This is a genomic window from Gordonia amicalis NBRC 100051 = JCM 11271, assembly GCF_000332995.1.
Classification (GTDB): Bacteria; Actinomycetota; Actinomycetes; order Mycobacteriales; family Mycobacteriaceae; genus Gordonia; species Gordonia amicalis.
Genome location: NZ_BANS01000001.1, coordinates 197,541 through 222,317, shown reverse-complemented (window position 1 = coordinate 222,317; position 24,777 = coordinate 197,541). Strand labels below are relative to the sequence as shown.

The window sequence follows — 24,777 nt, the reverse complement described above, 5'->3', positions numbered from 1 at the left end:
GTGGGCAGTTCAGGCAATTATGTGGCGGCGATCGACCAGGGCACCACCTCGACCCGGGCGATGATCTTCGACCGCAAGGGACACGTCGTCGGGGTGGAACAACTCGAACACGAACAGATCTTCCCGCGGGCCGGCTGGGTCGAACACGACGCCGCCGAGATCTGGCGCAACACCCGCCGGGTCGGCGCCGCCGCACTGGCCTCGGCCGACCTGACCGCCAAGGACATCGTCGCCTGCGGCATCACCAATCAGCGCGAGACCACGGTGATCTGGGACCGCGAGACCGGACGGCCGGTCCACAACGCCATCGTGTGGCAGGACACCCGCACCGCCGACGTGTGCACCGAACTCGCCGGCGACGTCGGTGTCGACCGTTACCGCGAACGCACCGGCCTGCCACTGTCGACCTACTTCGCCGGACCCAAGATCCGCTGGCTGCTCGACAACGTCGATGGGCTTCGCGAGCGCGCCGAATCCGGCGAGTTGTGCTTCGGGACAATGGATTCCTGGATTGCGTGGAACATGACCGGCGGAGTCGACGGTGGGCAGCACGTCACCGACGTCACCAATGCCTCGCGCACCATGCTCATGGACCTGCGGACGCTGAGCTGGGATGAGAAGATCTGCGACGAGATGGGCATCCCGATCTCGATGCTGCCCGAGATCCGCAGCTCGTCCGGCGACTTCGGCGCGCTGCGAGGCAACGGACCACTCCCCGGCGTCCCGCTGACCGGCATCCTCGGCGACCAGCAGGCCGCCACCTTCGGCCAGGCCTGCCTGTCACCCGGCGAGGCCAAGAACACCTACGGGACCGGTAACTTTCTGCTGCTCAACACCGGAACCGAGCCGGTCTTCAGCGAGCACGGCCTGCTGACGACGGTCTGTTACCGCATCGGCGACGAGCCGGCGCGCTATGCGCTCGAGGGGTCGATCGCGGTGACCGGCTCGCTCATCCAGTGGCTGCGGGACAATCTCGGCCTGTTCCCGGTGTCGTCGGATGTGGAGAAGCTGGCCGCGGAGGTCGACGACAACGGCGGCGCCTACTTCGTACCCGCCTTCTCCGGCCTCTTCGCGCCACGCTGGCGCTCCGACGCCCGCGGTTTGATCGTCGGTCTGACACGCTTCGTCAACAAGGGCCACCTGGCACGGGCTGCGTTGGAGGCCAGCGCCTTCCAGACCCGCGAGGTCATCGAGGCGATGCAGGCCGACGCCGGCATCGAGCTGTCCACGCTCAAGGTCGACGGCGGGATGGTGGTCAACGAACTGCTCATGCAGTTCCAGGCCGACATCCTCGACGTCCCGGTCGTCCGGCCCGTGGTCAACGAGACCACGGCACTGGGTGCGGCATACGCGGCCGGTCTGGCGGCGGGGTTCTGGGAGAGCGAGGACGACATCCGCGCGAACTGGGCCGAACACAAACGCTGGGAACCCGCCATGGCCGAAGACGAGCGGGAACGCCTGTACGGCGAATGGAATCGCGCCGTCGAGCGCAGCTTCGATCTGGCGTGAATCAGGCGACATAGTCGGCGAGAACCCCGACGACACCCGCGGTGCCCCCGAGCGCGGCGGCGGCTTCGTAGGCAGCCTCCCGCAGAGCGGTGCGCGGTGCCTCCGCGGCCGTCGACACCGACATCGCGGCGAGGACGCAGTCAACAGCCCGGGCACGGCGGAAGCTGTCGAGTTGACGATCGGTGTCACCGCGTCGCTGGTGGGCGAACGAGTCGAAATCATGTTGTGCGGCAACGACCCTCAACGACGCCACGCCCGCCGGCTCGGCACTCCCCTGCTGGCGCCACTGGCGGATCACGTCGCGGACCTCGGGGGTCGACGCTCCGGTCACGTCCATGACGGTGGCGACCAGGAGATGCAGACACCGGATGATGTCCTCGTCGGGCACCGCGGAGGCGAGCCGGGCGACACCGCCGGGCAGCCTGTCCACCCGGCTCAGCATGTCCGGCCACGTGTCGTCGACGATGGTTCCTCGCCTCCGCCGGTACCCGCGTCGGCGGTACCGGGGTGCCGAACCGCCGGAGCGAGCGCGTCACCCGGCGTCGGCTGCGGGGGTACGGCCTCCGGTGCGGCCGGGGCCATGTGCGGAATCCAGTCGCCGATCACCGGCGGCCCGACGAGCGGCAGGTCGCCGACTATCTCCGCGCCGTGCTCTCGGTTGTGCAGGTAGGGCGCCGCCTTGTGCTTGTCGTCGTCCTCGGCGCCGGGCCGGCGGGCCGTGGGCGGCGCGCCGGCGGGGCCCACCGGTGGTGCGATCCCCGCACGTGGTCCCGCAGCACTCGCTGCCGGCGGCGTCGACGTCGTCGGCGTGGCGACTCCGGGCGACGACGGCGTCAGCGGGAGCGGTCCGACCACCGGGGCGATCGGCACTCCGGCCCCGACGCCGGAACCCGTTCTGTCAGAACCATTTCCGCGATCGTTCCCGGATCGTCCGGCACCGGCAACACCGTGCGTGCCGACACCGCCCGGTGTGCCCTGACCGCCGCGGAGCAGACCGTCGGGGTCGTCGGCATCCCGGCGGCCGGACGATCCCGACGGCGAGGAGGACGACGAGACCGGCGCGACCGGGGTGGGTCCACCTCCCGCCGGTCCAGGTCCCGGCCCACCGGTCGCGACCGGGGCCGTGGCGCCACCGGAACGGCCGAAGTCTCCCGCGTCGACGGTGTTCGCCGCCTGGCCGCGCGGCGCCTCGGAACCGGACCCCGGGCCGGCCGCGGACGACGGGCCGTCGATCCCGCGCACCACGTCGTCGGGCCCGGTGGGCTCCGGAAGCGCGTGCTGGACACGCTGCATCGGTGACGAGTACGTGCCCGACATGGTGCGGTCCGCCTCGAACCGCACCATCGGAGCGTCCTCGGGGTTGTCGCGGAGATGCTGCTGCAGTTCTCGCAACCGCCCCTCCTGACCCCGTGTCGCACCGACGATCCCGACGGCGGTACTCAGGGCCTCGCCGACCACGGTGGCCGTCTCCAGGCTCCGTTGCATGGCGTCGGACAACGCCTTTCCCGTATCGAGGGCGGCATCGGAGGCGAGGCCGAGCAGCTCGTCGCCGAACATCGCCGCCATGCGATCCGACGCGCGGCGCACCGCCTCGATCGCCTTGAGGATCGTCTCGACGTCACCGGAGGCCCGGCCGGGATCCATGGTGCGGAGGGTGTCGATGATCTCGTCGATGCCCATGCCGGCCCAGTCGGTGCGTCCCCCGCCGAACGACGGCGCATTCGACACACCCCGGTTGTTCTGCGCAAACGGGTCGGCAACGGGCCCTGTCACGACATCTCCCCCTGCGTCGCGGTGCGCCCGGTTCCGGGCGGATTCTCCACGACCCTACCGTGATCGCGCCGCTCGACGAAGTGTCAGTCCAGATCGTCGTGCCGGACGAGCTGACGCGCGGCCTCGGTGATCGAACCGGACAGCGACGGGTACACCGAGAACGTCTGCGCGAGATCGCCGACGGTCAGTTTGTTCTGCACCGCGAGGGCCAGCGGGAGGATGAGCTCGGAGGCGTTGGGCGCCACCGCGACACCACCGATCACCACGCCGGTGGCCGGACGGCAGAAGATCTTCACGAATCCGCGACGCAGCCCGCTCATCTTGGCGCGCGGATTGGTCGCCAGCGGCAGCATCACCGTGCGCGCGGGGTACTCGCCGGCGTCGATGGCCTTCTGCGAGACCCCGACGGTGGCGATCTCGGGACGCGTGAAGATCGCCGACGCAACGGTTTTCAGCTTGATCGGGCTGACGCCCTCGCCCAGGGCGTGGTACACGGCGATGCGACCCTGCATGGCGGCCACCGAGGCCAGCGGCAGCAAGCCGGTGCAGTCGCCGGCCGCGTAGATTCCGGGCACCGAGGTCCGAGACACCCGGTCCACCCGGATGTAGCCACCCTTGTCGACCTCGACCCCGGCACGCTCGAGTTCGAGGTTCGCGGTGTTGGGAATCGAGCCGACGGTCATCAGCACGTGACTGCCGGTGACGGTGGACCCGTCGGCGAGATGCGCGGTGACGGTGTCACCGTCGCGAACGACCTTGTCGGCACGCGCGTGCTTGACGAGTTCGACGCCGCGCTCGGCGAGCGCATCCTCGAGCACCAGGGCGGCGTCCTCGTCCTCGTGCGGGAGCACGCGGTCCCGGCTCGACACCAGCGTCACCTTCACACCGAGTTCGGTGTAGGCGTGGACGAACTCCGCGCCGGTGACACCGGAACCGATGACGACGAGATGCTCGGGCAGCTCTTCGAGGTCGTAGAGCTGACGCCAGGTGAGGATGCGTTCGCCGTCGGGCTGCGCGTCGGGCAGGATGCGCGGCGACGCGCCGGTCGCGATCAGCACGACGTCACCGTCGTAGCGCTCGGTGCTGCCGTCGGCGAGGGTCGCGACGACGCAGTGGGTCGAGACGCCGACCTGCGTCTCGTCGAGAACGGCGGTACCGGAAACCAGTTTGACGCCCTCACTGAGGAGTCGCGACTTGATGTCGGCGGACTGGGCGAAGGCGAGGTCGCGCACGCGCTGATGGATCTGCGGGAGGGTGACCAGGGTGTCGTCGGTCTTGATGTTGATGCCGAGGTCGACGGCGCGACGCACCTCGGTACGGATACCGGTGGAGGCGATGAAGGTCTTCGACGGGACGCAGTCCCACAACACACAGGCACCACCGATCCCGTCCGAATCGATCACCGTGATGTCGGCGCCGTACGCGGCCGCGGCGAGCGCCGCCTCATAACCCGCTGGTCCACCGCCGATGATGACGATCCTGGTCACTGTGCACTCCTGTCCTTCACCGGTCTCGTCGCGGCGGCCTTCGTGGGGCACCGTGCGCCCGGCGTGGTGTTGTCGAATGGGCGAACTGGTCGGTGCCGGACCGGCGGGCGTCCGACTGGCTGGTGTCCGACTGCTGATCCGACTGGGTCGAGCCTCGCGGGGTGGTGCGTCGCTCTGATATGGCGGACCGTCACGTGGTGTCGCGCCACCTAACAACCTAGTCCTGATCGTCCCGCGGCACTCCTCGGGTGGCCCCGCATGCGGCGTACGCCACTCCTCGGCTCCTGCCTGTCGCCTTCCGGACTCGCCGCCGACCCACTAGGCTCCACCCGTGCCGATTTACGCAGCCTACGGATCCAACATGCATCCCGAGCAGATGGCGGAACGCGCGCCGCACTCGCCGATGTCGGGTACCGGATGGCTACGCGGGTGGCGCCTGACCTTCGGTGGCGGCGACATCGGCTGGGAGGGTTCCCTGGCGACGGTCACCGAGGACCGCGATGACCCCGACGCCCGTGTCTTCGTCGTCCTGTATGACGTGACGACCGAAGACGAGGAACTCCTCGACCGGTGGGAGGGTTCCGAGCTCGGCATCCACCGCAAGATCCGCGCGCGCGTCGACACCGCCGACGGCCCCGTGCTGGCCTGGCTGTATGTGCTCGACGCCTACGAGGGCGGACTCCCCTCGGCCCGCTATCTCGGTGTCATGGCCGAGGCCGCGGAGATCGCCGGCGCCCCCGCCGACTACGTCCAGGATCTGCGGTTGCGCGAGTCGCGCAACGTCGGGCCCGGGCCTGGTCCCGTAGAACCCTGAGGTCTTCTAGGGCGCGAACGGCGGCGTCAGTTCCGGCAGTTCGCCGGCAGCGCTGCGTGCGTTGAGTACGACCCCGGCGAGCGTGCGGACGCCGATGGCGAGGGCGCGTTCGTCCAGGTCGAAGTTGGGGGCGTGCAGGTCGACCTGCGGACCGAAACCGTCCCACACGCCGAGTCGGGCCATCGCGCCCGGAACCTGCTCGAGGTACCAGGAGAAGTCCTCGCCGCCGGGTGATTGCGGGGTGGCGGCGACGGTCTCGGGTCCGATCGCGGCGACCGCGCGTTCGAGCATGCCCACCGCGATCTCGTCGTTGACGACGGGCGGAACGCCTCTGAAGTAGGAGAGGTCGTAGCGCACGCCGAGCGGCGCGAGGAGTTCGCCGACGACGCTGCGGACCAACGGTTCCAGTGCCGCCCAGGTGTCGTGGTCACCGGTGCGGACCGTGCCGCGCATCCGGCCTTCCTGCGGGATGGCGTTGGCGGCGCTGCCGGCATTGGCCGCACCCCACACCATCACCGTGCCCGATCGGGGGTCGACGCGCCGGGAGAGCACGCCGGGCAGTCCGGTGATCACGGTGCCCATCGCGTAGATCAGGTCGCCGGTCAGGTGCGGGCGGGAGGTGTGTCCGCCTGCGGAGTGGAGTTGCAGGTCGATGTGGTCGGCCGCCGACGTCAGCGGACCCGATCGCAGGCCGACGGTGCCGACGGGCAGACGCGGATCGCAGTGCAGCGCGAAGATGCGCCCGAGTCCGCTGGTCACACCGGCTTCGATGGCGTCGAGCGCGCCACCGGGCATGACCTCCTCGGCCGCCTGGAAGATCAGCCGGACACCCACGGGCAGCGGACCGGCCGAGGCCAGGAGTTTGGCCACGCCGATCAGGATCGCCGTGTGGGCGTCGTGTCCGCAGGAGTGAGACGCACCCTCCACGGTCGAGGTGAACGGGAGGCCGGTGTGTTCGGTGACCGGCAGGGCGTCCATGTCGGCGCGCAGACCGATCCGCGGTTCACCGGAGGGACCGAGGTCGCAGACGACGCCGGTGCCCAGCGGGAGCCGGCGCGGGTCGAGACCGGCGGCCGACAGTTCGGCCATCACCAGCTCGGTGGTGCGCACCTCCTGCCGGGACAGCTCGGGATGAGCGTGGATGTCGCGCCGCCACGCGATGAGCTCGGGGCCGTGGGCGGCCAGCCACGCGTCGATGATGCGCGACGCGTCGGGGAGTCTGTCCGCCGTCACGCCGGTCACGACAGGACCCCTGCCGGAGTCGGAAGGGCGAGGTCGTCGAGCAGTGGTCCGCGCAGGCCTCGTTTGATCAGGGCGAGGTTGGAGCCGGCCGTCGCCGCGCGCGAAGCGGCGACCTCGGCGGCGCGGGCGGTCAGCCGCTCCGCCTCGACCGCCTCGTCGACGATCCCCGCCGCGGCGGCCTCGGCGGCGCCGTACCGCCGGCTGGTGTACATCGCCTCGGTCGCGGCCCGATCAGTGAGCCGCGTGCGCAGGAGTGTCGACATGCCGCGGGTGAAGGGCATGTTCAACGCGGCCTCGGGCAGAGACCAGAACCCACGTTCGGTGCGCATCAGCACATGGTCGGTGCAGAGGGCGAGCATGGCGCCGGCACCGAACGCGTGGCCGTTGATCGCGGCGACCGTCGGGACGGGGAGCGTGAGGATCGTGGCATACAGCGAGTGCACGCGGTCGAGGTATGCGGGCAGTTGATCCGGCGCGGCGAAGATGTGGTCGGTGTCGAGCCCGTTGGTGAAGAACTTGCCGGTCGCGGTCAGCACCAGTGGGCGGCTCGGGTCGGCGCTCACCTCACCGAGCAGTCGTTCCACCTCGTCGAGCCATTCCAGACGGAAGCGGTTCTCGGGGTTCGACTCGTCGAGTTCGACGCCTGTGGCCCCGAGCTGGAGTTCGACGACCTCCCCGACCTCGTTGAGATATGGCATGGCCTGACCCTATCGCCCCGCGACGAGTCCTCTCCGGGCACGGCCGTCGCACGATCCCTCGGTGCCGCACCGGCGTCGGGGTCACCGTTTAGGGTTGGCGCATGGATCCCACTGCCGACGCCGGCGCCGCAGCCATCGTCGCGGCCGCCACCATCGCCGCCGAGACCGACGCCGCCGCACACGATGTGGCCGTCATCCTCGGCTCCGGGTGGGCGCCGGCGGCCGACGCGTTCGGCGCGCCGATCCGTTCGTTGCCGATGTCCTCGATCCCCGGCGTCACCCCGCCCGCGGCCGCCGGTCACGGCGGAGTGATCCACTCGGTCCGGGTCGGCGACCGCCGAGTCCTCTTGATCCTCGGCCGGATCCACGCCTACGAGGGCCACGATCTCGCACGCGTCGTGCACCCGGTGCGTACCGCGGCCGCGGCCGGCGTCCACACGGTCGTGCTCACCAACGCGGCCGGCGGCCTGCGCGAGGACATGTCGGTGGGTCAGCCGGTCCTGATCTCCGACCACCTCAATCTGACGGCTCGTTCTCCGCTGGTCGGCGCACAGTTCGTCGACCTCGTCGACGCCTACTCCCCGCGGTTGCGGGAGATCGCCCGTCGCGTCGACCCGTCGTTCGCCGAGGGTGTCTACGCCGGTCTGCCCGGACCGCACTACGAGACCCCGGCCGAGATCCGGATGCTCCGCACGCTCGGAGCCGACCTGGTCGGCATGTCGACCGTGCACGAGACGATCGCGGCCCGGGCGGCCGGACTCGAGGTTCTCGGGATCTCGCTGGTGACCAATCTGGCCGCCGGGATCACCGGCGAACCCCTCAGCCACACCGAGGTGCTCGACGTCGGGCGTGCGTCGGCGACACGCATGGGCGAGCTGCTCGCCCAGATCATCGGCGAGCTGTAGAACCGATCCCGACGCCGAATCCTCACCCGAGTAGTCCCGACAGATCTCGAGGAGCACCATGACCTATCCACCCGACGGTTCCGGCGGTTACCCGCCCGGCGGGTACCCGGGCGCCTATGGGCCGGGTGGCTATCCGCAGGGTCCGCCACCGCAACCGCCGCGCTCGCCCTGGACGTCGCCCGCGGTCCTGGTGGCGATCGGCGCCGGTGTCCTGCTGGTCGTGGCAGGGGTGCTCGCCGCATTTCTCCTGATCCCGTCGGACGAGGAGTCCTCCGACACGACCGCCGCGACCACCACCAACCCGGAGCCCGCGACGATCACGAGCACCGTCACCCGGTCCCCGACACCTCCCCAGACGACCGTCACGACGACGCCGCCACCGGTGCCGAACCGTCCGACCCCGACCGTGACGGGTGCCGACTGGCAGGGATTCGTCACCGGTCCGCGCTGCAACGCGGCCGACGACCCGGCCGTCGCGATCGGTCAGACCTCACGGTCCCGGGTGGTCATCTGCCAGGTCGGGAACCAGACGGGTCGCTGGTACTACAAAGGCCAGGCACCCGAGGGCGGCATCGAGCTGCAGTTCCCGACCCGCGTCGGCAACACCTTCGAGGCGCGCAACGGAGCGGTCCGCTATCTGGTGTCCCCCGCGAGTCTCACCATCGTCGAGGGCGGTTCGGTGCTGACGAACGAACCGATGCTCGCCTACTGGTCGCTGCCCGGCTGAACCGCTCGCGACCGGCCGCCGTCCTCGGCACGAACCCCGTCAGCGCGGCCCGAACTGACGATCGCCGGCGTCGCCGAGCCCCGGCACGATGTAGTTGACATCGTTGAGTCCCTCGTCGATCGCCGCCACGACCAGCCGGCACGGATGGCCCGACTCCTCCAGGAGGGCCACGCCCTGCGGCGCCGCGACGACGCAGACCGCGGTGATGTCGGTGGCGTTGCGCGCGACGAGCAGTTCGATCGTGTGCAGCATCGACCCTCCGGTCGCGAGCATCGGGTCGAGCACGAAGACCGGAAGTCCGGAGAGGTCCTCGGGCAGCGACTCGAGATACGGCACCGGTTGTGCGGTCTCCTCGTCGCGGGCGATGCCCACGAAGCCGACCCGGGACTCGGGCACCATCGCATGCGCCTGCTCGACCATTCCCAGACCCGCTCGCAGGACCGGCACGAGCAGCGGCGGCGTCGCCAGACGCGATCCGGTGTACGGGACCAGCGGCGTCTTGATCTGCATGTCGACACGCGGCGCACCGGCCAGCGCCTCATAGATGAGCATCTGGGTGAGATCCGACAGCGCCGCACGGAATCCGGCGTTGTCGGTGGTCTCGTCTCGCATCGTCGTCAGACGCGCGGCGGCCAGGGGATGATCGACGATCAGGCGTTCCATGGCGACCAGAGTATTTCCTGGGTCCGTCCGCGTGCGCAGTGCGTGCCGTGAGCCGCGTCGGGTGTCCGATGGAACCGAACGGGTGTCCGCCGCGTCAGAATCCCATGAGCCCGCGATCCACGACCTCATCCGCCGCCCTCACGCCTCCCGACCACACCCCGGGTACCACGCTGCTGACGGATTCCGCGGCACTGCAGGAGTTTTCGTCAGCCCACAGTGCCGGCGGCGCTCTGCTCGGTGATCGTGCCGCTGACGAAGCGGCACTGGTCGACCTCGCGATCACGTTCGGGATCATCGGCGCGGAGTTCCTCGCCGCGGTGGTCGAGTTCCTGCAGATCCACCGGCGCAGTATCGAGACGACCGCGGCACGTCAGGAACAACTGGCGTCGGCCACCCGGCGCGCCGACGAAGGCTACCTCGACTGCGACTGCGCGGCCGCGGACCGGGAGTTCACCCTGTGATGCCCGGTGCAGAGCTCCTCATCGAACCGCTGCGCCTGCTCGTCGGCGCACTCGGCACCGGCGTCCTGGCGCCGGGCAATCCGGCAGAGACGATCCGGTCCGCCGCGTCGGCCGTCGACGCCGCGCGCCGTGGGTCGGTGGCGGCCACCGAAGCCGTCCGCCCGCATTGGAAGGGGTCCGGCGCGGACGCCGCCACCGACGCGGCCGTCGGACTGCAGCAGAGCATGGGCGCGCTGACGGGCGACGCCGACGAATTCGCCCGCCTCGTCGAGAGCGCCGGCAGCAAGGTCCGGTCGGCGTCGACCCAACTCGGCGCCCTGGTGGATTCGCTCGAACGTCGTGCCCGCGCGTTCGGGAGCGAACTGTTCACGCCGGCCGGACTGCTGACGATGCTGCCGGTGGCGGCCGAGCACCTCGGGCGCGGCCTCGAGATCGTCTCCCGCACCCGCGCCGACCTCCGCTCCGACACCGACGCGATGACTTCCCTGGGCCGACGGATCGCGCCCGCTGCGGTCACGACCGCCGCACCACCGGGCGAGCGGCATTCGGAATCCCCGGCATCCGAACGCGTGCCGATCACCCTCCCCGACGGTTCGGTGGCGTACGCGCCCGACGAGCGAGCGGCGAAAGCCGTCCGGGCGGCGTTGAGTCAGCGCGGTGTTCCCTATGTCTGGGGCGGGACGACGCCCGCCGGATTCGACTGCAGCGGTTTCACGCGCTGGGCGTATCGGCAGGCCGGCCTCGAACTCCCCCGCCTTGCCCAGGATCAGGACACCGCCGGATTCCGCGTGTCCCGGGCGCAATTACAGCCGGGCGATCTCGCCGTGTGGTCCGGCCACGTGGCGATGTACATCGGCAACGATCAGATGATCGAGGCCGGCGATCCGGTGGGTGTCTCACCGGTTCGGACCGCCAATCTCGACCAGACCTTCGAGGGATTCTTCCGGCCGCGCTGACGATGCGGCGCGAGTACCGTTCGGCGTCTGTGGGGGCACTACTGGATCCACGGCGATCAATCGCTAGGCTGTGTCCCCATGGCCGGAGACATCGTCCCGATTGAGCTCGGACTCACCGACGGAAACAGCTTCACCCTGTGGGCACCCCGCTGGCGGGAGGGTGACGACGAGTGGGAGGCGTTCCTCGGTCTCGACGAGGATCTCTACGTCCTGCCCGGCGTCGCCGAACTCGCGGCCTTCATCCGCACCAACGACGACAACGACCTCGTCGAGCATCCGGCGTGGCCGACCATCGTCGGCGTGCAGGCCGACGAGCTGGTGCCGGACGAGCGCCACACCTACGACCTGGTGGGCGTGCCGGAGCTGGCCGCCGAGGACCCGACCCCTGAGGTCATCGCCGAACTCGAGGACGCACTCGAGATCGTGCGCATCCTGGGTGAGGTCTGCGAGCTGACCTCGGTCACGAAGTTCTTCAACGGCAACCCGATCCTGGGTGCGGTCACGACCGGCACGCGCAACTTCGAGGGTCGCGAGGGCCTCGACCTGTGGGTGCGCATCGGACGTCTCATCGCGAAGCACTGGGACGACGTCCTCGACGCGATCGACGAGGTCATCACCACGCCGAAGGTCGACGCCAAGGCCGTGGAGGCCGCCGAAGCCGAACTCGAGGCCGCCGCCTCCGCGGAGGACGAGGACGAGCCGGACGACGACGACATCGAGATCGTCGAGACCGCGGACGACGAGGCCGAGGACGAGGACGACGAAGACGAAGAAGATGAGGACGATTACGACGACGACGATTTCTGGGCGTCGGTCGGCATCGACCCGATCAAGATCGTCACGCGCGGCAACGAGTACCTGACGCTGCGCTGCTACCTCGGCGACGACCCGGTCTTCCTCGGCACCAAGGGCAAGATCTTCGTGTTCACCTCGGCGCGGGCACTCTCCCGCTTCCTCGCCGACGACAACAGCCATGACCTGTCCGACCTGTCGACGTTCGAGGACATCCGCACCGAGGCGACCAACGGCTCGCTCGAGTTCGACGTCATCGACGACAACGTGTACGTGCTGCCCGGTCTCGCCGAGGACATCGCCGACGGCCCGCGCCGCATGGACCGCGACCAGCTCGACCTGGCCGTCGAACTGTTCACCGACGCAGCCGACTACGCCGGCGACGACACCGTCAACGAGGCACTGGGATCGTCCACTCCCCTCGGCTGGTTCGTCGACTACACCGTCAACCCCGACCCGAAGCGGATGGCCCCGAGCGGACCGTTCGACAACGAGGCCGAGGCGTGGCGCGCACTCGAGCACGACTTCGAGAACCGGCTCGTCAAGAAGGGCTGAACCGCCGCCACCCGCTCCTTGAGTAGCCCCGGAGCTTGCGGAGGCGCTACATCCGCTCCTTGAGTAGCCCCGGAGCTTGCGGAGGCGCTACACCCGCTCCTTGAGTAGCCCCGGAGCTTGCGGAGGGGCGTATCGAAAGGACCTACGCCGCCGGCCGTCATCCCCGCCGGCCGAGTAGGCCCGAGGGGTTACCCGAGGGCCGTCATCCCCGCCGGCCGAGTAGGCCCGAGGGGTTACCCGAGGGCCGTATCGAGGTCACCCCAGCAGCACCGCGTAGCCCGGCTTGATCACGTCGTCGATGAACGCCAGACGTTCGTCGAAGTGGATGAACGCCGACTTCATCGCGTTGACCGTGAATCGTTCGAAATCGGCCCAGCCGTAACCGAACTGATCGGCCAGCAGTCCGAACTCCTTGCTCATCGTGGTGTCACCCATGAGCCGGTTGTCGGTGTTCACCGTGACGCGGAACCGGAGTCGGGCCAGCACGTTGAACGGATGCTCGGCGAGTGATGCGACCGCGCCGGTCTGCACATTCGAGCTCGGGCACAGCTCGAGCGGAATCCGCTTGTCGCGCACGACGTTCGCGATCAGGCCGAGCTTCGCGCCGGTGAAGGAATGGGCGGCGAGGTCGACGCCTTCGGGGAGTTCGATGTCGTCGAAGACCCGCACGCCGTGCCCGAGACGGTCGGTGCCGCAGAAGCCGATGGCCTCGTGGATCGACGGCAGGCCGAACGCCTCGCCCGCGTGGATGGTGAACGGCGCACTGTTGGCCCGCATGTACTCGAAGGCGTCGAGATGACGGGTCGGCGGGTGGCCCGCCTCGGCGCCGGCGATGTCGAAGCCGACGACGCCGCGCTCGCGGTAGCGCACCGCGAGTTCGGCGATCTCGCGCGACCGTGCCGCGTGACGCATTGCGGTGACCAGACATCGCACGCTGATGCGCTTCCCGCGGTCGGCGACGATCCGCTCGCCGTCGGCGAAGCCACGGAGAACCGCTTCGACGACCTCGTCGAGGGTGAGCCCGGCCTCGAGATGCTGTTCGGGTGCGTAGCGGACCTCGGCGTACACGACGTTGTCGTCGGCGAGGTCCTCCACACACTCGCGCGCGACCCGTTCGAGGGCGTCGACGGTCTGCATGACGGCGACGGTGTGGGTGAAGGTCTCCAGATAGCGCTCGAGGGAGCCGCTGTCGGCGGCCTCCCGGAACCAGCGCGCGAGCCCGGCCGCGTCGTCGACCGGCAGCCCGTCGTAACCGACCTGGTGTGCGAGTTCCAGGACGGTCGCCGGCCGCAGCCCGCCGTCGAGGTGGTCGTGAAGGAGCACCTTGGGCGCAAGGGTGAAGTGCGCCGGATCCAGCGTCGTCATCTTGTGAACCTAACGGAATCGAGGATCAGTGGCCGGTCGCCGGCGCCGCGTCTGTCGGTGCCCCCGTCCTCGATCCGAAACGCACCGTCGAGGCTCGAGCGCGCGCCGGCGATCCGTTCCTCATCCTGGGTGTGCAACGTGAACAGCGGTTGACCGGCGCGGATGGGGTCGCCGGGTTTGGCGTGGATGATGACACCCGCCTCGGCCGAGACCGATTCCCCCGGTTTCGACCGTCCGCCGCCCAGCCGCCACGCGGCGTCCCCGACCGCGCGCGCGTCCATATCCGTCACGATGCCGTCTCGATCGGCGGTGACCACCTCCTGGTGCCGGGCGACCGGCAGCGGAGCATCCGGGTCGCCGCCCTGCGCGGCGATCATCGACCGCCAGGAGTCCATCGCCCGGCCGTTGGCGAGATGCGACGCCGGGTCGGCGTCGGGCAGACCCGCGGCGTCGAGCATCTCCCGGGCCAGTGCCAGGGTCAGTTCGACGACGTCGGCGGGCCCACCGCCGCCGAGCACCTCGACCGACTCGGCGACCTCGACCGCATTGCCGACCGCCAGGCCCAGCGGAACGCTCATGTCGGTGATCAGCGCCCGGGTGTCGACCCCCGCGTCGTGTCCGAGTTCGACCATCGTCGACGCCAGTTCACGCGCATCGGATTCGTCGGGCAGGAAGGCGCCCGAGCCGGTTTTCACGTCGAGGACCAGGGCTCCGGTGCCCTCGGCGATCTTCTTGCTCATGATCGAGGTCGCCAGCAGCGGGATGGACTCGACCGTCCCGGTGACATCACGGAGCGCGTAGAGCTTACGGTCGGCGGGTGCGAGATCCGCGCCCGCGGCACAGATGACCGCACCCACCTGCTCGAGCTGGGCGAACATCTCCTCGGTACTCACCTCGGCCCGCCAGCCGGGAATGGATTCCAGCTTGTCCAGGGTGCCGCCGGTATGCCCCAGGCCGCGGCCGGACAGCTGCGGAACCGCGACTCCGAAGGACGCGACCAGAGGCGTCAGGGGCAGCGTGATCTTGTCCCCGACGCCACCCGTGGAGTGTTTGTCGACGGTGGTCAGGGGACGTCCGTCGCGGCGAAGGCCGGTCAGATCCATCCGGCGTCCGCTGTCGATCATCGCCCGGGTCCAGGTCGCGATCTCCCGCCGGGTCATGCCGCGGAGGTAGATGGCCATCAACAGCGACGACATCTGTTCCGGCGCGACCTCGCCGCGCGTGAAGCCGTCGACCACCCAGGCGATCTGCGCGTCGCTGAGCTCGAAGCCCCCACGCTTGGTCGCGATCACCGAGACGGCGTGGATGACCTCGTCGCTCGCAGCCCCGAGCGAGGAGGTCACGAGACGACCTCCGCGATGTCGTCGGGACCGAACGCGTCCGGCAGGAGGTCGGAGAGGGGACGCGGGCCGGCGGGGTGATCGACGAGGAGTTCGCGGCCTCCGTGCTCGAGGAGGACCTGCCGGCACCGCCCGCACGGCATCAGGATCTTCCCGGAGGCATCGGTGACCGTCACCGCACGCAGGGACCGATCACCCTGTGAGATCAGCTGCGCGACCAGCGCGACCTCGGCACATATACCCAGGCCGTATGAGACATTTTCCACATTGCAGCCGGCCACGACACGCCCCTCGGAGGTGACGCCCGCCGCCCCCACCGGGTAGTGCGAGTACGGCGCGTAGGCACGGGACAACATTTCAGTTGCCCTGTGTCGCAGGACATTCCACGGTATTTCGGTAAGCACGCCCACCTCCTGGCAAATCGTGTAACCAACCGGACATGCGCAATTCATCGCCGCCAAAGCTCGGGTAAGGCAAACCTAAGTCGTAATGTCTTGTGCCTCAGATCGGTTCGGGCAATTTATCACCGCAATGGGCATGGGTTTAGAGTCTCTTGTCATGGGTCCATGGTCGAGTCGGAGCATGCCGATTCGACGCGTCCATCGACGATGTTGGAGGCCACTTTTCCGATGAGCACCTCGACCGAAGTCGCACCTGACCCGGTGCGTCGACGTTCCCTGTACCGCGGCGACCCGGGCATGTGGTCCTGGGTCCTGCACCGCATCACAGGCGTCACCATCTTCTTCTTCCTGTTCGTACACGTGTTGGACACCGCGGTCATCCGCGTCGATCCCAACCAGTACGACGAGATCATCGAAACCTACAAGACCCCGATCATCGGTCTCATGGAGATCGCCCTGGTCGCGTGCGTCCTGTTCCACGCCTTCAACGGCGTGCGCCTGATCCTGGTGGACTTCTGGGCCAAGGGCCCCAAGTACCAGCGTCAGATGCTGTGGGTCGCGATGACCCTGTTCGTCGTCGTGTTCGCCGCCGGCGCCATCCGCCTGCTGCAGATCATGTTCAGCCACCTGTAGGAGACACCAGAGATGACCACCTCGGAAGCCACCGGTGTCGCGAAGACCCTCGGCAAGGAACACGACCGTCCGGCCAGCCTGGACAACCCTCGTTCGCCCCGCAAACCCAAGGGCGGCAACTTCGAGAAGAACGCATGGATGTTCATGCGCTTCTCCGGCCTGATCCTCGTCTTCCTGACGATCGGCCACATGTTCATCATGCTCGCCTGGGACGGCGGTGTGCACCGCATCGACGCCTCGTTCGTCGCCGCGCGGTGGAGCTCCCCCGGCTGGCAGATCTGGGACCTGACCATGCTGTGGTTGGCCCAGCTGCACGGCGGCAACGGTGTCCGCACCGTCATTGCCGACTACTCGCGCAAGGACTCGACCCGCTTCTGGCTCAACGTGCTGCTGGCCGTGTCGATGATCCTGACCCTCGTGCTGGGCACCTACGCGATCCTCACCTTCGACGTCAACAGCGTCGGCTAAAGGAGACCAACAACATGCAGGAACACCGCTACGACGTCGTCATCGTGGGCGCCGGCGGCGCCGGGATGCGCGCGGCGATCGAATCCGCACCGCGCGCCCGCACCGCGGTTCTGACCAAGCTCTACCCCACCCGCAGCCACACCGGCGCGGCTCAGGGCGGCATGTGCGCCGCGCTGGCCAACGTCGAGGAGGACAACTGGGAGTGGCACACCTTCGACACCGTCAAGGGTGGTGACTACCTCGCCGATCAGGACGCCGTCGAGATCATGGCCAAGGAGGCCATCGACGCGGTGCTCGATCTGGAGAAGATGGGTCTGCCGTTCAACCGGACCCCCGAGGGCAAGATCGACCAGCGTCGATTCGGCGGGCACACCCGCGACCACGGCAAGTCGCCCGTGCGTCGTGCCTGCTACGCCGCCGACCGCACCGGTCACATGATCCTGCAGACGCTGTACCAGAACTGCGTCAAACACGACGTCGAGTTCTTCAACGAGTTCTACGCCCTCGACATCTGCCTCACCGAGAACGAAGACGGCGAGCAGGTCGCCACCGGCGTCGTCGCCTACGAACTCGCCACCGGTGAGATCCACGTGTTCCACGCCAAGTCGATCGTCTTCGCGACCGGCGGCTCGGGCCGCATGTACAAGACGACGTCCAACGCCCACACCCTCACCGGTGACGGCATGGGCATCATCTTCCGCAAGGGCCTGCCCCTCGAGGACATGGAGTTCCACCAGTTCCATCCGACGGGCCTGGCCGGCCTCGGCATCCTCATCTCGGAGGCCGTGCGCGGTGAGGGCGGCATCCTGCGCAACGCCGACGGCGAGCGCTTCATGGAGCGCTACGCCCCCACCATCAAGGACCTCGCGCCCCGCGACATCGTCGCCCGCTCGATGGTTCTCGAAGTGCTCGAGGGCCGCGGTGCCGGACCCAACAAGGACTACGTCTACATCGACGTGACCCACCTCGGCGAGGACGTCCTCAACGAGAAGCTCCCCGACATCACCGAGTTCGCGCGCACCTACCTCGGCGTCGACCCGGTCACCGAGTACGTGCCGGTGTTCCCGACCTGCCACTACGTCATGGGTGGCATCCCGACCAACGTCGACGGTCAGGTGCTGCGCAACAACGACGAGGTCGTACACGGTCTGTACGCCGCCGGTGAATGTGCCTGTGTGTCGGTGCACGGTGCCAACCGCCTCGGCACCAACTCGCTGCTCGACATCAACGTCTTCGGTCGCCGCGCAGGTATCGCCGCCGCCGAGTACGCCAACAACGCCGACTTCGCCGACCTCCCGGAGAAGCCGACCGAGATGGTCGACGGCTGGCTGGAACTGCTTCTGTCCGAGCACGGCCACGAGCGCGTCGCCGACATCCGGACCGAGCTGCAGGCGTCGATGGACGCCAACGCCTCGGTGTTCCGGACCGAGGAGACCCTCAAGCAGGCGCTGACCGACATCCACGCGCTCAAGGAGCGGTACGCCCAGATCAAGGTCCACGACAAGGGCAAGCGTTTCAACAGCGATCTCCTCGAGGCCATCGAGCTAGGCTTCCTGCTCGAGATGGCCGAGGTCACCGTGGTCGGCGCACTCAACCGCAAGGAATCGCGTGGCGGCCATGCACGCGAGGACTACCCCGATCGCGACGACGTGAACTACATGCGTCACACCATGGCCTACAAGAAGGGCACCGACCTTCTCTCGGACATCGAGCTGGACTACAAGCCCGTGGTGCAGACCCGTTACGAGCCGATGGAGCGTAAGTACTGATGACATCTGTTCTGGACAAGCCCGCACCCTCCTCCGACGAGCCGCCACTGCCCCCGGTGCCCGACGAGGCCACCATGGTCACGCTCAAGATCTTCCGGTTCAACCCGGAGAATCCGGACGCCCAGGGCTTCGAGAGCTTCCGCGTCCCGGCACTGCCGACCGACCGTCTGCTCAACCTGCTGCTGTACGTGAAGGGCTACCTCGACGGCACCCTGACGTTCCGCCGCAGCTGCGCACACGGCGTGTGTGGTTCCGACGCGATGCGCATCAACGGCGTCAACCGTCTGGCCTGCAAGCTCCTGATGAAGGACATGCTCCCCAAGGACAAGTCCAAGGAGATCACCATCACCGTGGAACCCATCAAGGGTCTTCCGGTGGAGAAGGATCTCGTGGTCAACATGGAGCCGTTCTTCGACGCGTACCGCGCGATCAAGCCGTTCCTGATCACCTCGGGCAACGAGCCGACCCGTGAGCGCATCCAGAGCCAGAGCGACCGCGCCCGCTTCGACGACACCACCAAGTGCATCCTCTGTGCGTGCTGCACCACGAGCTGCCCGGTGTTCTGGATCGAGGGTTCCTACTTCGGCCCCGCCGCGATCGTCAACGCGCACCGCTTCATCTTCGACAGCCGGGACGAGGGCGCCGTCGAGCGTCTCGACATCCTCAACGACGTCGACGGTGTGTGGCGCTGCCGCACCACCTTCAACTGCACCGACGCATGCCCCCGTGGCATCCAGGTCACGCAGGCGATCTCGGAGGTCAAGCGCGCACTGATGTTCTCGCGCTAGAGGTTCCAACGCTTTCTCTGCAGCCCGGCAACGGCCCGCACCGATTCGGTGCGGGCCGTTGCTCATCCGGGCGCCGGGCCTGCGCGCAGGCCCGCCTCGCGGCCACCGGAAACCCGCGTCGCACCTCTCGCCGCCACTGAGGTGCGAGGAGCGATAGCGGCCGGACTGAGTAAGCGACGAAGGAGCGCATCGAAGTCGACGAGCCACCACCGCTACCTGAGGTGCGAGGAGCGATAGCGACGAGCCTCGAAGGGCCTGGTGACCATAGCGCGAGAACTGTTCCGAGCGAGTACCTCTCACCTTCGCTCGTAACGGCGGCCGCACGCATGCAGCATTAGGTGTCGCCAGACGACACCTAATGCTGCACCTACGGGATCGGACGTCGGGAGTTGCCATCGAGGTGCCCTGGCCGGGCCGAGATGAACTCGCGTGCGACATCGACCCGGCCAGGCGACACCGGCCGATGTCGCCCGTTCTGAGTGTCATCGCACACGACGTCAGTCCGACGCCCGTCGGTGAGAGACTCCCGCGACGATCGAGTCCACCAGCTCCGCCTCCTCCTCCGGCGCGGCCGGCCACAGCAGCATCGTCAGCACCGACCGGATGGCGAACCGTGCCGCGACGGCATCATCGGGGTCGATGCCGACGAGTTCCGCTGCCACGGCCAGCACCGTCGGCGACGCGAGCACGGTCGGGGTCGACGCAATGAGGTTCGCCGGGCGGAGGAACTGGCGGATCACCCGGTCTGCCCGGAGCGCCCGGACGGCCTCGGTGATCGCGACCCGCGCCCGCTCCTCCCCCACTGCGCCGGCCGCCTCTGCGTGGATCGCCTCGAGCACGGGCGCAGCGGTGGTCGCGAGAACCGCCTCGATCAACGCGGTCCGGCCACCGGCGTGCCGGTAGATCGTCGCTCGCGAGCAGTGCGCTCGGAGCGCCAGTTCGTCGACGCTGAACGCGTCGAGTCCCCGCGTGGCGATGAGCGCCGCCGCCTGGGAGACGAGCTTCCTTCGCGCCGCGTCGCCTCGATCGCCACCGACGAGCCGGTCCGTCATCCCCGCACCTCCGTCACCGATTCTCATCATGAGACAGATGACCGAATCATGCACGCCCTTTCCGACAGGTCAGAGCGATCAGGTGAGACAGCGGAGCCGCTCACCGGAGTAGCCGGGTATCGACTTGGCGTGGGATCGTTGCCCCCTGCATGCCGGTCGGCGACGCTGAGAGAATGCTCGCACTCGACGATCCCGCCTTCCTGTCGCGCTTCCACAGCGGATTCCCGGTCCAGCGGATCGGCGACTCCCCGTTCTTCGCCGTCGGCTCCTGGGAACTCATCGCCGACGTGGTGCGCCGACCTCAGGAGTTCTCGTCGAACCTGACCGCCACCATGGTCTGCCACGAGGACGGGTCGGTCTCGGAGTTCCCGGTGGCCGGCCTCGGCGACGCGATGCACGTCCTGGCGACCGCGGACGGTCCACGGCACCGGCTCCACCGGTCGCTGGTCATGCCGTCACTGACGCCGGCACGTATCCGTGCGTTGGAGCCCTATGTCGCCGAGGTGGTGGACACCGCGTGGACCGAGGGACTGAACGAGAACACGATCGACTGGACAACCGCTGTCGCACAACGTGTCCCGATAACGGTGGTCACCGAACTGCTCGGTCTCTCACACGACGACGTCGGCGATCTCGCCCACTGGGCGGGCGCAACCAATGTGCTGATCGACGGCGTCATCACCCCCGGTCAGCTCACCACCGCGACCACCGCCGTCGCCGAACTCACCGCCTACCTCGGCGACGCGCTCGATCGGGCGCGCGACGACGACCGGGCGGGCACGCCGGGACGAGGCGTGCTTGCCGACATCGCGTCGGCCGTCTCCCGTGAGGACCTGGATCGCCCGTCTGCGGTGATGATCCTCCTGCAACTGGTCGCGGCGGGCTCCGACTCCACCGTCAGCCTCCTGACCAGCGCCGTCCGGATGCTCACGCAGCATGCCGACGTCGCCGCGCGACTCCGCCGCGAGCCCGGGCTCATCCCGGCCTTCATCGAGGAGACACTGCGCCTGGATTCCCCTTTCCGCGGCCACTTCCGGCATGTCGTGTCCGACACCACCCTCGGCGACACCCACCTTGCGGCCGGCTCCCACGTCTATCTCATGTGGCGCGCGGCCAACCGTGATCCCGAGCATTTCGACGCCCCGCCGACCATCGACCTCGACCGTGCCACCGCCCGGTCGGGACACGGCTCGCACCTGGCATTCGGCAAAGGACTCCATCTGTGCGTCGGTGCCGCCCTGGCCCGCCTGCAGGGCCGCCTGGCGATCTCCCGATTGCTCAGCGCACAACGGATTTTCGGCAGACTGCGGCGATGGAGCTGACACTCGTTCGGTGAACCGTGGAACCGCCCGGCGTTCGGCTGCGTCCAACAAGAACTTATCCAGCCCGCCGAACGGAGCGCCGACGTGGTCCGAGTCCTGTACTTCCGCCTTCTACTCACCGTCCTGGTCAGCACAGTGCTGTGCCTGGCGGTCTTCTCACCCGCAACGGCGTCGCCTCCGGACGAGCCGGACACCCACCGGATCACGATCACCTTCACCTCCGACCGGCAACTCAACGGTGCCGCCGTGTGGTTCGACGCCGACGGCCGGCTGCGAACGCAAACCGACGTCCCGCTCGCACATCAGGACGGCCCGACGAAGCTGTGGTCGGCGACCCTGGTGTACACGAGACCTTCGCCGCGCGAACCACTCGATGCGCTATTCCAATCCAGCGGAACCTTTTCCAGATGCGAGATCCGCGTCGACTCCGTTCTCGTGGCCGACGACATGGTACGCGGACCGCACCCGACGAGCAGGTGCCGACCACGCAATTGAGCCGGGTTTCGAACTTACCGGGAGGAACCGGAACGGAGAATCGTACTCTGGCTCTCGTCATGGATACGTGAGCGGAGAACGGGCATGTCGGAGCGCATCGAGGCCGGATCGGTCGGAGCCGACGCGGGCACGCCCGGCATCATCGAGAACCCGGGAAGCAAGGGACTTCGCGCCGGATCGATCGGGCTGATGGGAAACGTCATCATCGGCTTGTCCGCTGTCGCACCGGCTTACAGCCTCGCCGCCACCCTCGGTTACGTGGTCGACAACGTTCGCGACAAGGCACCGGCGATGTTCGTCCTCGCGTTCATCCCGATGCTGCTAGTGGCCTTCGCCTATCGCGAACTGTCCCGCGACACCCCCGACTGCGGCACCACCTTCACTTGGGGCACAAAGGCTTTCGGTCCATGGATCGGCTGGATCGGCGGCTGGGGTCTCGCGGTGTCGGCGATCATCGTGCTCGCCAACGTCTCCGAGATCGCCGCGCTGTACCTGTTCCGGTTCCTCGGCCTGGACGGTCTGGCCGACAGCCTGATCGCGAAGATCCTGCTCGGGAGTGTCTTCATCATCGGCATGACTTGGGTCAGCATCCGCGGCATCGTGATCAGCGAACGCATGCAGGCGATCCTGATGTTCATCCAATTCGCGGTGCTCATCGTCGCGAGCGTGATCGCCCTGGTCAAAGTGGGCACGGGCCGTGCCGGAGCGCAAGCGATCGACCCCGAGTTGTCGTGGTTGTGGCCGAACGGTCTCGATCAGTCGCAGATCGCGGCGGCGGTGATCCTGTGCATCTTCATCTACTGGGGATGGGATGCGTGCCTGGCCATCAGTGAGGAGACCAAGGACCCCGACAAGACCCCGGGACGCGCCGCCGTGCTCACCTGTCTGATCCTGGTCGCGACCTACGTGCTCGTCGCCTATGCCGTCCAGTCGTTCGCCGGCTTCGGCGACACCGGGATCGGACTGGGGAACGAGGCGAACGCCGAGGACGTGCTGACCATCCTCGGCGATCCGGTGGCGGGTGCGGTCATGTCCTCGGCACTGCTGTTGACCGTCTGCGTCTCCGCGTTGTCCTCGACCCAGTCCACAATCCTGCCCACCGCACGGAGCAGCCTCTCGATGGCCGTCTACAAGGCGCTCCCCGACAGGTTCGCCTCCATCCATCCGCGCTACATGACGCCGGCCTTCGGTACCGCCGCGATGGGCGCCGCGGCGCTCACCTTCTACCTGGTCCTCTCACTGCTCAGCCAGGACACGCTCGCCGACTCCATCTCCTCCCTCGGACTGGCGGTGGCGTTCTACTACGGCATCACCGCCTTTGCCTGCGTCTGGTACTTCCGGTCGACCCTGTTCGGCTCCGCCCGGAATTTCTTCCTGCGCGGCCTTCTCCCACTCCTCGGCGGACTCGCGATGGCCGCGGCCTTCATCCGTTCGGCGATCGACATGATCTCGCCGGACTACGGCGCCACCTCGGTCGGCGGTATCGGAGGTGTCTTCGTACTCGGCGTGGGCATGCTGGTCCTCGGCATTCCCCTGATGCTGGCCTGCTTCGCCCACAACAGTGACTTCTTCCGGGGCAGGACACTGACCGCGACCACCGAGGTGAAGGTTCCCGATGTCCACTGACACGACCGCGCCCCGGCCCGAGTCGGAGCCCCCCGACGAGGAGACCGAACCCCCGACCACTCCGCGCCTCACGGTCGGATACCTCGCGACGCCCTCCGGCGCCGACGGTGTCGTCCTGGCCGTGGCGCTCGCACGTGTCACCGGGGCGACGATCGACCTGGTGTGCGTGGTACGGCCGGTCCCCTATGACGGCCGGCCCGGTCTCGCCCAGTATCAGCAGCGCATCGAGGCGCAGGCAGCCGAATGGCTCCGCGAGGGGGCTGCACTCATCCCCGCGGGGTTCCCCCATCGCACCGTCGTCACGGTCGACGACTCCTTCGCCGGCGGCCTCGCATCGCACGCGGTCGCGACGCAGGCCAGGATGATCGTCGTCGGCGGCACCGGCGACGGTCTGCTCCGTCGCCACACCCTCGGCACCGTCAGCAACGAACTCGTCCACTCGTCGCCGGTTCCGGTCGCCCTGGCACCACGTGGATATGCCGACCGGGTCGACGCGGTCCTCGACACGGTGACCGTCGCCGTGCCGGTGAAGCCCGGCGCCGACAATCCGCTCCCGTTCGCCGAGAAGCTCGCCGAACGCGCAAAACTCGACCTCCGGCTGCTGTCCCTGGTCTCCCTCGAGTCCCCCTTCGACGACGACTCGTCGCGTGACGCGCGGACCGCACAGATCGCCGTCGCGCGTGAACTTCTCGACAAAACCCGCGCCGAGGTGAACGCCGAACTCGCCGTCGACGTCCTCGTCGCCGACGGCGCCACTCTCGACGAGGCACTCGCCAACCTGCCGTGGGACGCCAACGACATCGTCGCCGTCGGTTCCGGACACCTGGGATCGTCCAACCGGGTCTTCCTCGGCAGCACCGCCTCACGCATCCTCCGATGGACGACGGCACCGGTCATCGTGGTCCCCAAGAACAGCTGAGAACTGCCGAGCAGGAA

Annotated in this window: 25 protein-coding genes; 15 read left to right on the top strand and 10 right to left on the bottom strand. The window is 68.4% G+C overall.

Translation table 11 applies throughout. From position 1 onward, the window contains the following. Window positions 1-21 precede the first annotated feature (21 nt). Window positions 22-1,509, top strand: coding sequence for a glycerol kinase GlpK (glpK, locus tag GOAMI_RS01055; protein ID WP_006434533.1), 1,488 nt, complete (start codon window positions 22-24; stop codon window positions 1,507-1,509). A gap of 1 nt (window position 1,510) precedes the next feature. On the opposite strand, the gene GOAMI_RS01050 is transcribed toward glpK, so the two are convergent. The 3 genes from GOAMI_RS01050 to GOAMI_RS01040 form a co-directional block, all read right to left on the bottom strand. After that, complete coding sequence (locus tag GOAMI_RS01050) at window positions 1,511-1,951, bottom strand: hypothetical protein (RefSeq protein WP_006434532.1); 441 nt, start codon at window positions 1,949-1,951, stop codon at window positions 1,511-1,513. After that, window positions 1,945-3,282 (bottom strand): hypothetical protein, encoded by a 1,338-nt coding sequence (locus GOAMI_RS01045; RefSeq protein WP_006434531.1) that lies wholly within the window; start codon window positions 3,280-3,282, stop codon window positions 1,945-1,947. The genes GOAMI_RS01050 and GOAMI_RS01045 overlap by 7 nt, the downstream gene beginning before the upstream one ends. Window positions 3,283-3,365: 83 nt before the next feature. After that, window positions 3,366-4,769 (bottom strand): NAD(P)H-quinone dehydrogenase, encoded by a 1,404-nt coding sequence (locus GOAMI_RS01040; protein WP_006434530.1) that lies wholly within the window; start codon window positions 4,767-4,769, stop codon window positions 3,366-3,368. A gap of 331 nt (window positions 4,770-5,100) precedes the next feature. On the opposite strand from GOAMI_RS01040, the gene GOAMI_RS01035 reads away from it, so the two are divergent. Continuing rightward, entirely contained in the window at window positions 5,101-5,583 is a 483-nt protein-coding gene (locus tag GOAMI_RS01035) for a gamma-glutamylcyclotransferase family protein (protein ID WP_006434525.1), read from the top strand. Between the two features lie 6 nt (window positions 5,584-5,589). Here GOAMI_RS01035 and GOAMI_RS01030 read toward each other — a convergent pair whose 3' ends face one another. Together GOAMI_RS01030 and GOAMI_RS01025 are read right to left on the bottom strand one after the other, a co-directional pair. Next, window positions 5,590-6,825 carry an amidohydrolase gene (locus tag GOAMI_RS01030; RefSeq protein WP_006434524.1) on the bottom strand — a complete coding sequence of 412 codons (1,236 nt, stop codon included), beginning with the start codon at window positions 6,823-6,825 and terminating at the stop codon, window positions 5,590-5,592. Then, window positions 6,822-7,523, bottom strand: a complete 702-nt coding sequence (locus GOAMI_RS01025; RefSeq protein ID WP_006434523.1) for an enoyl-CoA hydratase/isomerase family protein — start codon at window positions 7,521-7,523, stop codon at window positions 6,822-6,824. The genes GOAMI_RS01030 and GOAMI_RS01025 overlap by 4 nt, the downstream gene beginning before the upstream one ends. Before the next feature lie 101 nt (window positions 7,524-7,624). Between GOAMI_RS01025 and GOAMI_RS01020 the strand changes: the two genes are divergently transcribed. Then, complete coding sequence (locus GOAMI_RS01020; RefSeq protein WP_006434522.1) at window positions 7,625-8,428, top strand: purine-nucleoside phosphorylase; 804 nt, start codon at window positions 7,625-7,627, stop codon at window positions 8,426-8,428. A gap of 58 nt (window positions 8,429-8,486) precedes the next feature. After that, complete coding sequence (locus tag GOAMI_RS01015) at window positions 8,487-9,155, top strand: hypothetical protein (RefSeq protein ID WP_006434521.1); 669 nt, start codon at window positions 8,487-8,489, stop codon at window positions 9,153-9,155. A 39-nt stretch (window positions 9,156-9,194) separates the two neighbouring features. Here GOAMI_RS01015 and upp read toward each other — a convergent pair whose 3' ends face one another. Beyond that, window positions 9,195-9,818, bottom strand: a complete 624-nt coding sequence (gene upp, locus GOAMI_RS01010) for a uracil phosphoribosyltransferase (protein WP_006434520.1) — start codon at window positions 9,816-9,818, stop codon at window positions 9,195-9,197. A gap of 104 nt (window positions 9,819-9,922) precedes the next feature. On the opposite strand from upp, the gene GOAMI_RS01005 reads away from it, so the two are divergent. From GOAMI_RS01005 to GOAMI_RS00995, 3 genes are all read left to right on the top strand, one after another. Further along, window positions 9,923-10,279, top strand: coding sequence for a type VII secretion target (locus GOAMI_RS01005; RefSeq protein WP_006434519.1), 357 nt, complete (start codon window positions 9,923-9,925; stop codon window positions 10,277-10,279). Then, entirely contained in the window at window positions 10,279-11,235 is a 957-nt protein-coding gene (locus tag GOAMI_RS01000; protein ID WP_040004486.1) for a C40 family peptidase, read from the top strand. Before GOAMI_RS01005 ends, GOAMI_RS01000 begins: the two co-directional genes overlap by 1 nt. Before the next feature lie 78 nt (window positions 11,236-11,313). After that, the gene (locus GOAMI_RS00995) at window positions 11,314-12,582 is read left to right on the top strand and encodes a SatS C-terminal domain-containing protein (protein WP_006434517.1); all 1,269 of its coding nucleotides are present in this window, start codon (window positions 11,314-11,316) and stop codon (window positions 12,580-12,582) included. A 255-nt stretch (window positions 12,583-12,837) separates the two neighbouring features. On the opposite strand, the gene GOAMI_RS00990 is transcribed toward GOAMI_RS00995, so the two are convergent. Genes GOAMI_RS00990 through GOAMI_RS00980 form a run of 3 tightly spaced genes read right to left on the bottom strand, consistent with a single transcriptional unit; the run spans window position 12,838 to window position 15,739 of the window. Next, window positions 12,838-13,947, bottom strand: a complete 1,110-nt coding sequence (locus tag GOAMI_RS00990; protein ID WP_006434516.1) for an adenosine deaminase — start codon at window positions 13,945-13,947, stop codon at window positions 12,838-12,840. Further along, on the bottom strand, window positions 13,944-15,290 hold the full coding sequence (locus GOAMI_RS00985) for a thymidine phosphorylase (protein WP_006434515.1): 1,347 nt from the start codon (window positions 15,288-15,290) through the stop codon (window positions 13,944-13,946). Before GOAMI_RS00985 ends, GOAMI_RS00990 begins: the two co-directional genes overlap by 4 nt. Next, window positions 15,287-15,739, bottom strand: coding sequence for a cytidine deaminase (locus GOAMI_RS00980; RefSeq protein ID WP_210737721.1), 453 nt, complete (start codon window positions 15,737-15,739; stop codon window positions 15,287-15,289). Before GOAMI_RS00980 ends, GOAMI_RS00985 begins: the two co-directional genes overlap by 4 nt. Before the next feature lie 177 nt (window positions 15,740-15,916). Here GOAMI_RS00980 and sdhC point away from each other — a divergent pair, with 177 nt between their 5' ends. From sdhC to GOAMI_RS00960, 4 genes are read left to right on the top strand one after another with little or no spacing between them, the layout of a single operon-like run. Beyond that, complete coding sequence (gene sdhC, locus GOAMI_RS00975; protein ID WP_006434513.1) at window positions 15,917-16,321, top strand: succinate dehydrogenase, cytochrome b556 subunit; 405 nt, start codon at window positions 15,917-15,919, stop codon at window positions 16,319-16,321. 12 nt (window positions 16,322-16,333) lie between these two features. Continuing rightward, window positions 16,334-16,789: a succinate dehydrogenase hydrophobic membrane anchor subunit gene (locus tag GOAMI_RS00970; protein WP_005195959.1), complete on the top strand. Its 456-nt coding sequence runs from the start codon at window positions 16,334-16,336 to the stop codon at window positions 16,787-16,789. A gap of 14 nt (window positions 16,790-16,803) precedes the next feature. Beyond that, the gene (sdhA, locus tag GOAMI_RS00965) at window positions 16,804-18,558 is read left to right on the top strand and encodes a succinate dehydrogenase flavoprotein subunit (RefSeq protein WP_006434512.1); all 1,755 of its coding nucleotides are present in this window, start codon (window positions 16,804-16,806) and stop codon (window positions 18,556-18,558) included. Beyond that, window positions 18,558-19,346 carry a succinate dehydrogenase iron-sulfur subunit gene (locus GOAMI_RS00960; protein ID WP_006434511.1) on the top strand — a complete coding sequence of 263 codons (789 nt, stop codon included), beginning with the start codon at window positions 18,558-18,560 and terminating at the stop codon, window positions 19,344-19,346. Before sdhA ends, GOAMI_RS00960 begins: the two co-directional genes overlap by 1 nt. 497 nt (window positions 19,347-19,843) lie before the next feature. On the opposite strand, the gene GOAMI_RS00955 is transcribed toward GOAMI_RS00960, so the two are convergent. Continuing rightward, a complete protein-coding gene (locus GOAMI_RS00955; protein ID WP_006434510.1) occupies window positions 19,844-20,398 on the bottom strand; it encodes a TetR/AcrR family transcriptional regulator in 555 nt (184 codons plus the stop codon). 173 nt (window positions 20,399-20,571) lie between these two features. On the opposite strand from GOAMI_RS00955, the gene GOAMI_RS00950 reads away from it, so the two are divergent. The 4 genes from GOAMI_RS00950 to GOAMI_RS00935 all read left to right on the top strand — a co-directional run bounded on the left by GOAMI_RS00950 (window position 20,572) and on the right by GOAMI_RS00935 (window position 24,760). Further along, complete coding sequence (locus tag GOAMI_RS00950) at window positions 20,572-21,720, top strand: cytochrome P450 (protein ID WP_167325084.1); 1,149 nt, start codon at window positions 20,572-20,574, stop codon at window positions 21,718-21,720. Window positions 21,721-21,804: 84 nt separating this feature from the next. Beyond that, window positions 21,805-22,215, top strand: a complete 411-nt coding sequence (locus tag GOAMI_RS00945) for a hypothetical protein (RefSeq protein WP_006434508.1) — start codon at window positions 21,805-21,807, stop codon at window positions 22,213-22,215. Between the two features lie 84 nt (window positions 22,216-22,299). Next, entirely contained in the window at window positions 22,300-23,841 is a 1,542-nt protein-coding gene (locus GOAMI_RS00940) for an APC family permease (RefSeq protein WP_006434507.1), read from the top strand. Then, window positions 23,831-24,760: a universal stress protein gene (locus GOAMI_RS00935; protein ID WP_006434506.1), complete on the top strand. Its 930-nt coding sequence runs from the start codon at window positions 23,831-23,833 to the stop codon at window positions 24,758-24,760. The genes GOAMI_RS00940 and GOAMI_RS00935 overlap by 11 nt, the downstream gene beginning before the upstream one ends. Window positions 24,761-24,777 lie beyond the last annotated feature (17 nt).

What these genes read in the sequence shown, in the direction of transcription:
- GOAMI_RS00970 (WP_005195959.1), top strand. Translation starts at nt 16,334, where the DNA reads ATGACCACCTCGGAAGCCACCGGTGTCGCGAAGACCCTCGGCAAGGAA.
- sdhA (WP_006434512.1), top strand. Translation starts at nt 16,804, where the DNA reads ATGCAGGAACACCGCTACGACGTCGTCATCGTGGGCGCCGGCGGCGCC.
- GOAMI_RS01015 (WP_006434521.1), top strand. Translation starts at nt 8,487, where the DNA reads ATGACCTATCCACCCGACGGTTCCGGCGGTTACCCGCCCGGCGGGTAC.
- GOAMI_RS01025 (WP_006434523.1), bottom strand. Translation starts at nt 7,523, where the DNA reads ATGCCATATCTCAACGAGGTCGGGGAGGTCGTCGAACTCCAGCTCGGG.
- GOAMI_RS01005 (WP_006434519.1), top strand. Translation starts at nt 9,923, where the DNA reads ATGAGCCCGCGATCCACGACCTCATCCGCCGCCCTCACGCCTCCCGAC.
- GOAMI_RS00960 (WP_006434511.1), top strand. Translation starts at nt 18,558, where the DNA reads ATGACATCTGTTCTGGACAAGCCCGCACCCTCCTCCGACGAGCCGCCA.
- GOAMI_RS00980 (WP_210737721.1), bottom strand. Translation starts at nt 15,739, where the DNA reads ATGAATTGCGCATGTCCGGTTGGTTACACGATTTGCCAGGAGGTGGGC.
- GOAMI_RS00935 (WP_006434506.1), top strand. Translation starts at nt 23,831, where the DNA reads ATGTCCACTGACACGACCGCGCCCCGGCCCGAGTCGGAGCCCCCCGAC.
- GOAMI_RS01000 (WP_040004486.1), top strand. Translation starts at nt 10,279, where the DNA reads ATGCCCGGTGCAGAGCTCCTCATCGAACCGCTGCGCCTGCTCGTCGGC.
- GOAMI_RS01020 (WP_006434522.1), top strand. Translation starts at nt 7,625, where the DNA reads ATGGATCCCACTGCCGACGCCGGCGCCGCAGCCATCGTCGCGGCCGCC.
- sdhC (WP_006434513.1), top strand. Translation starts at nt 15,917, where the DNA reads ATGAGCACCTCGACCGAAGTCGCACCTGACCCGGTGCGTCGACGTTCC.
- GOAMI_RS00940 (WP_006434507.1), top strand. Translation starts at nt 22,300, where the DNA reads ATGTCGGAGCGCATCGAGGCCGGATCGGTCGGAGCCGACGCGGGCACG.
- GOAMI_RS01050 (WP_006434532.1), bottom strand. Translation starts at nt 1,951, where the DNA reads ATGCTGAGCCGGGTGGACAGGCTGCCCGGCGGTGTCGCCCGGCTCGCC.
- GOAMI_RS00955 (WP_006434510.1), bottom strand. Translation starts at nt 20,398, where the DNA reads ATGACGGACCGGCTCGTCGGTGGCGATCGAGGCGACGCGGCGCGAAGG.
- upp (WP_006434520.1), bottom strand. Translation starts at nt 9,818, where the DNA reads ATGGAACGCCTGATCGTCGATCATCCCCTGGCCGCCGCGCGTCTGACG.
- GOAMI_RS00950 (WP_167325084.1), top strand. Translation starts at nt 20,572, where the DNA reads ATGCTCGCACTCGACGATCCCGCCTTCCTGTCGCGCTTCCACAGCGGA.
- GOAMI_RS00990 (WP_006434516.1), bottom strand. Translation starts at nt 13,947, where the DNA reads ATGACGACGCTGGATCCGGCGCACTTCACCCTTGCGCCCAAGGTGCTC.
- GOAMI_RS00995 (WP_006434517.1), top strand. Translation starts at nt 11,314, where the DNA reads ATGGCCGGAGACATCGTCCCGATTGAGCTCGGACTCACCGACGGAAAC.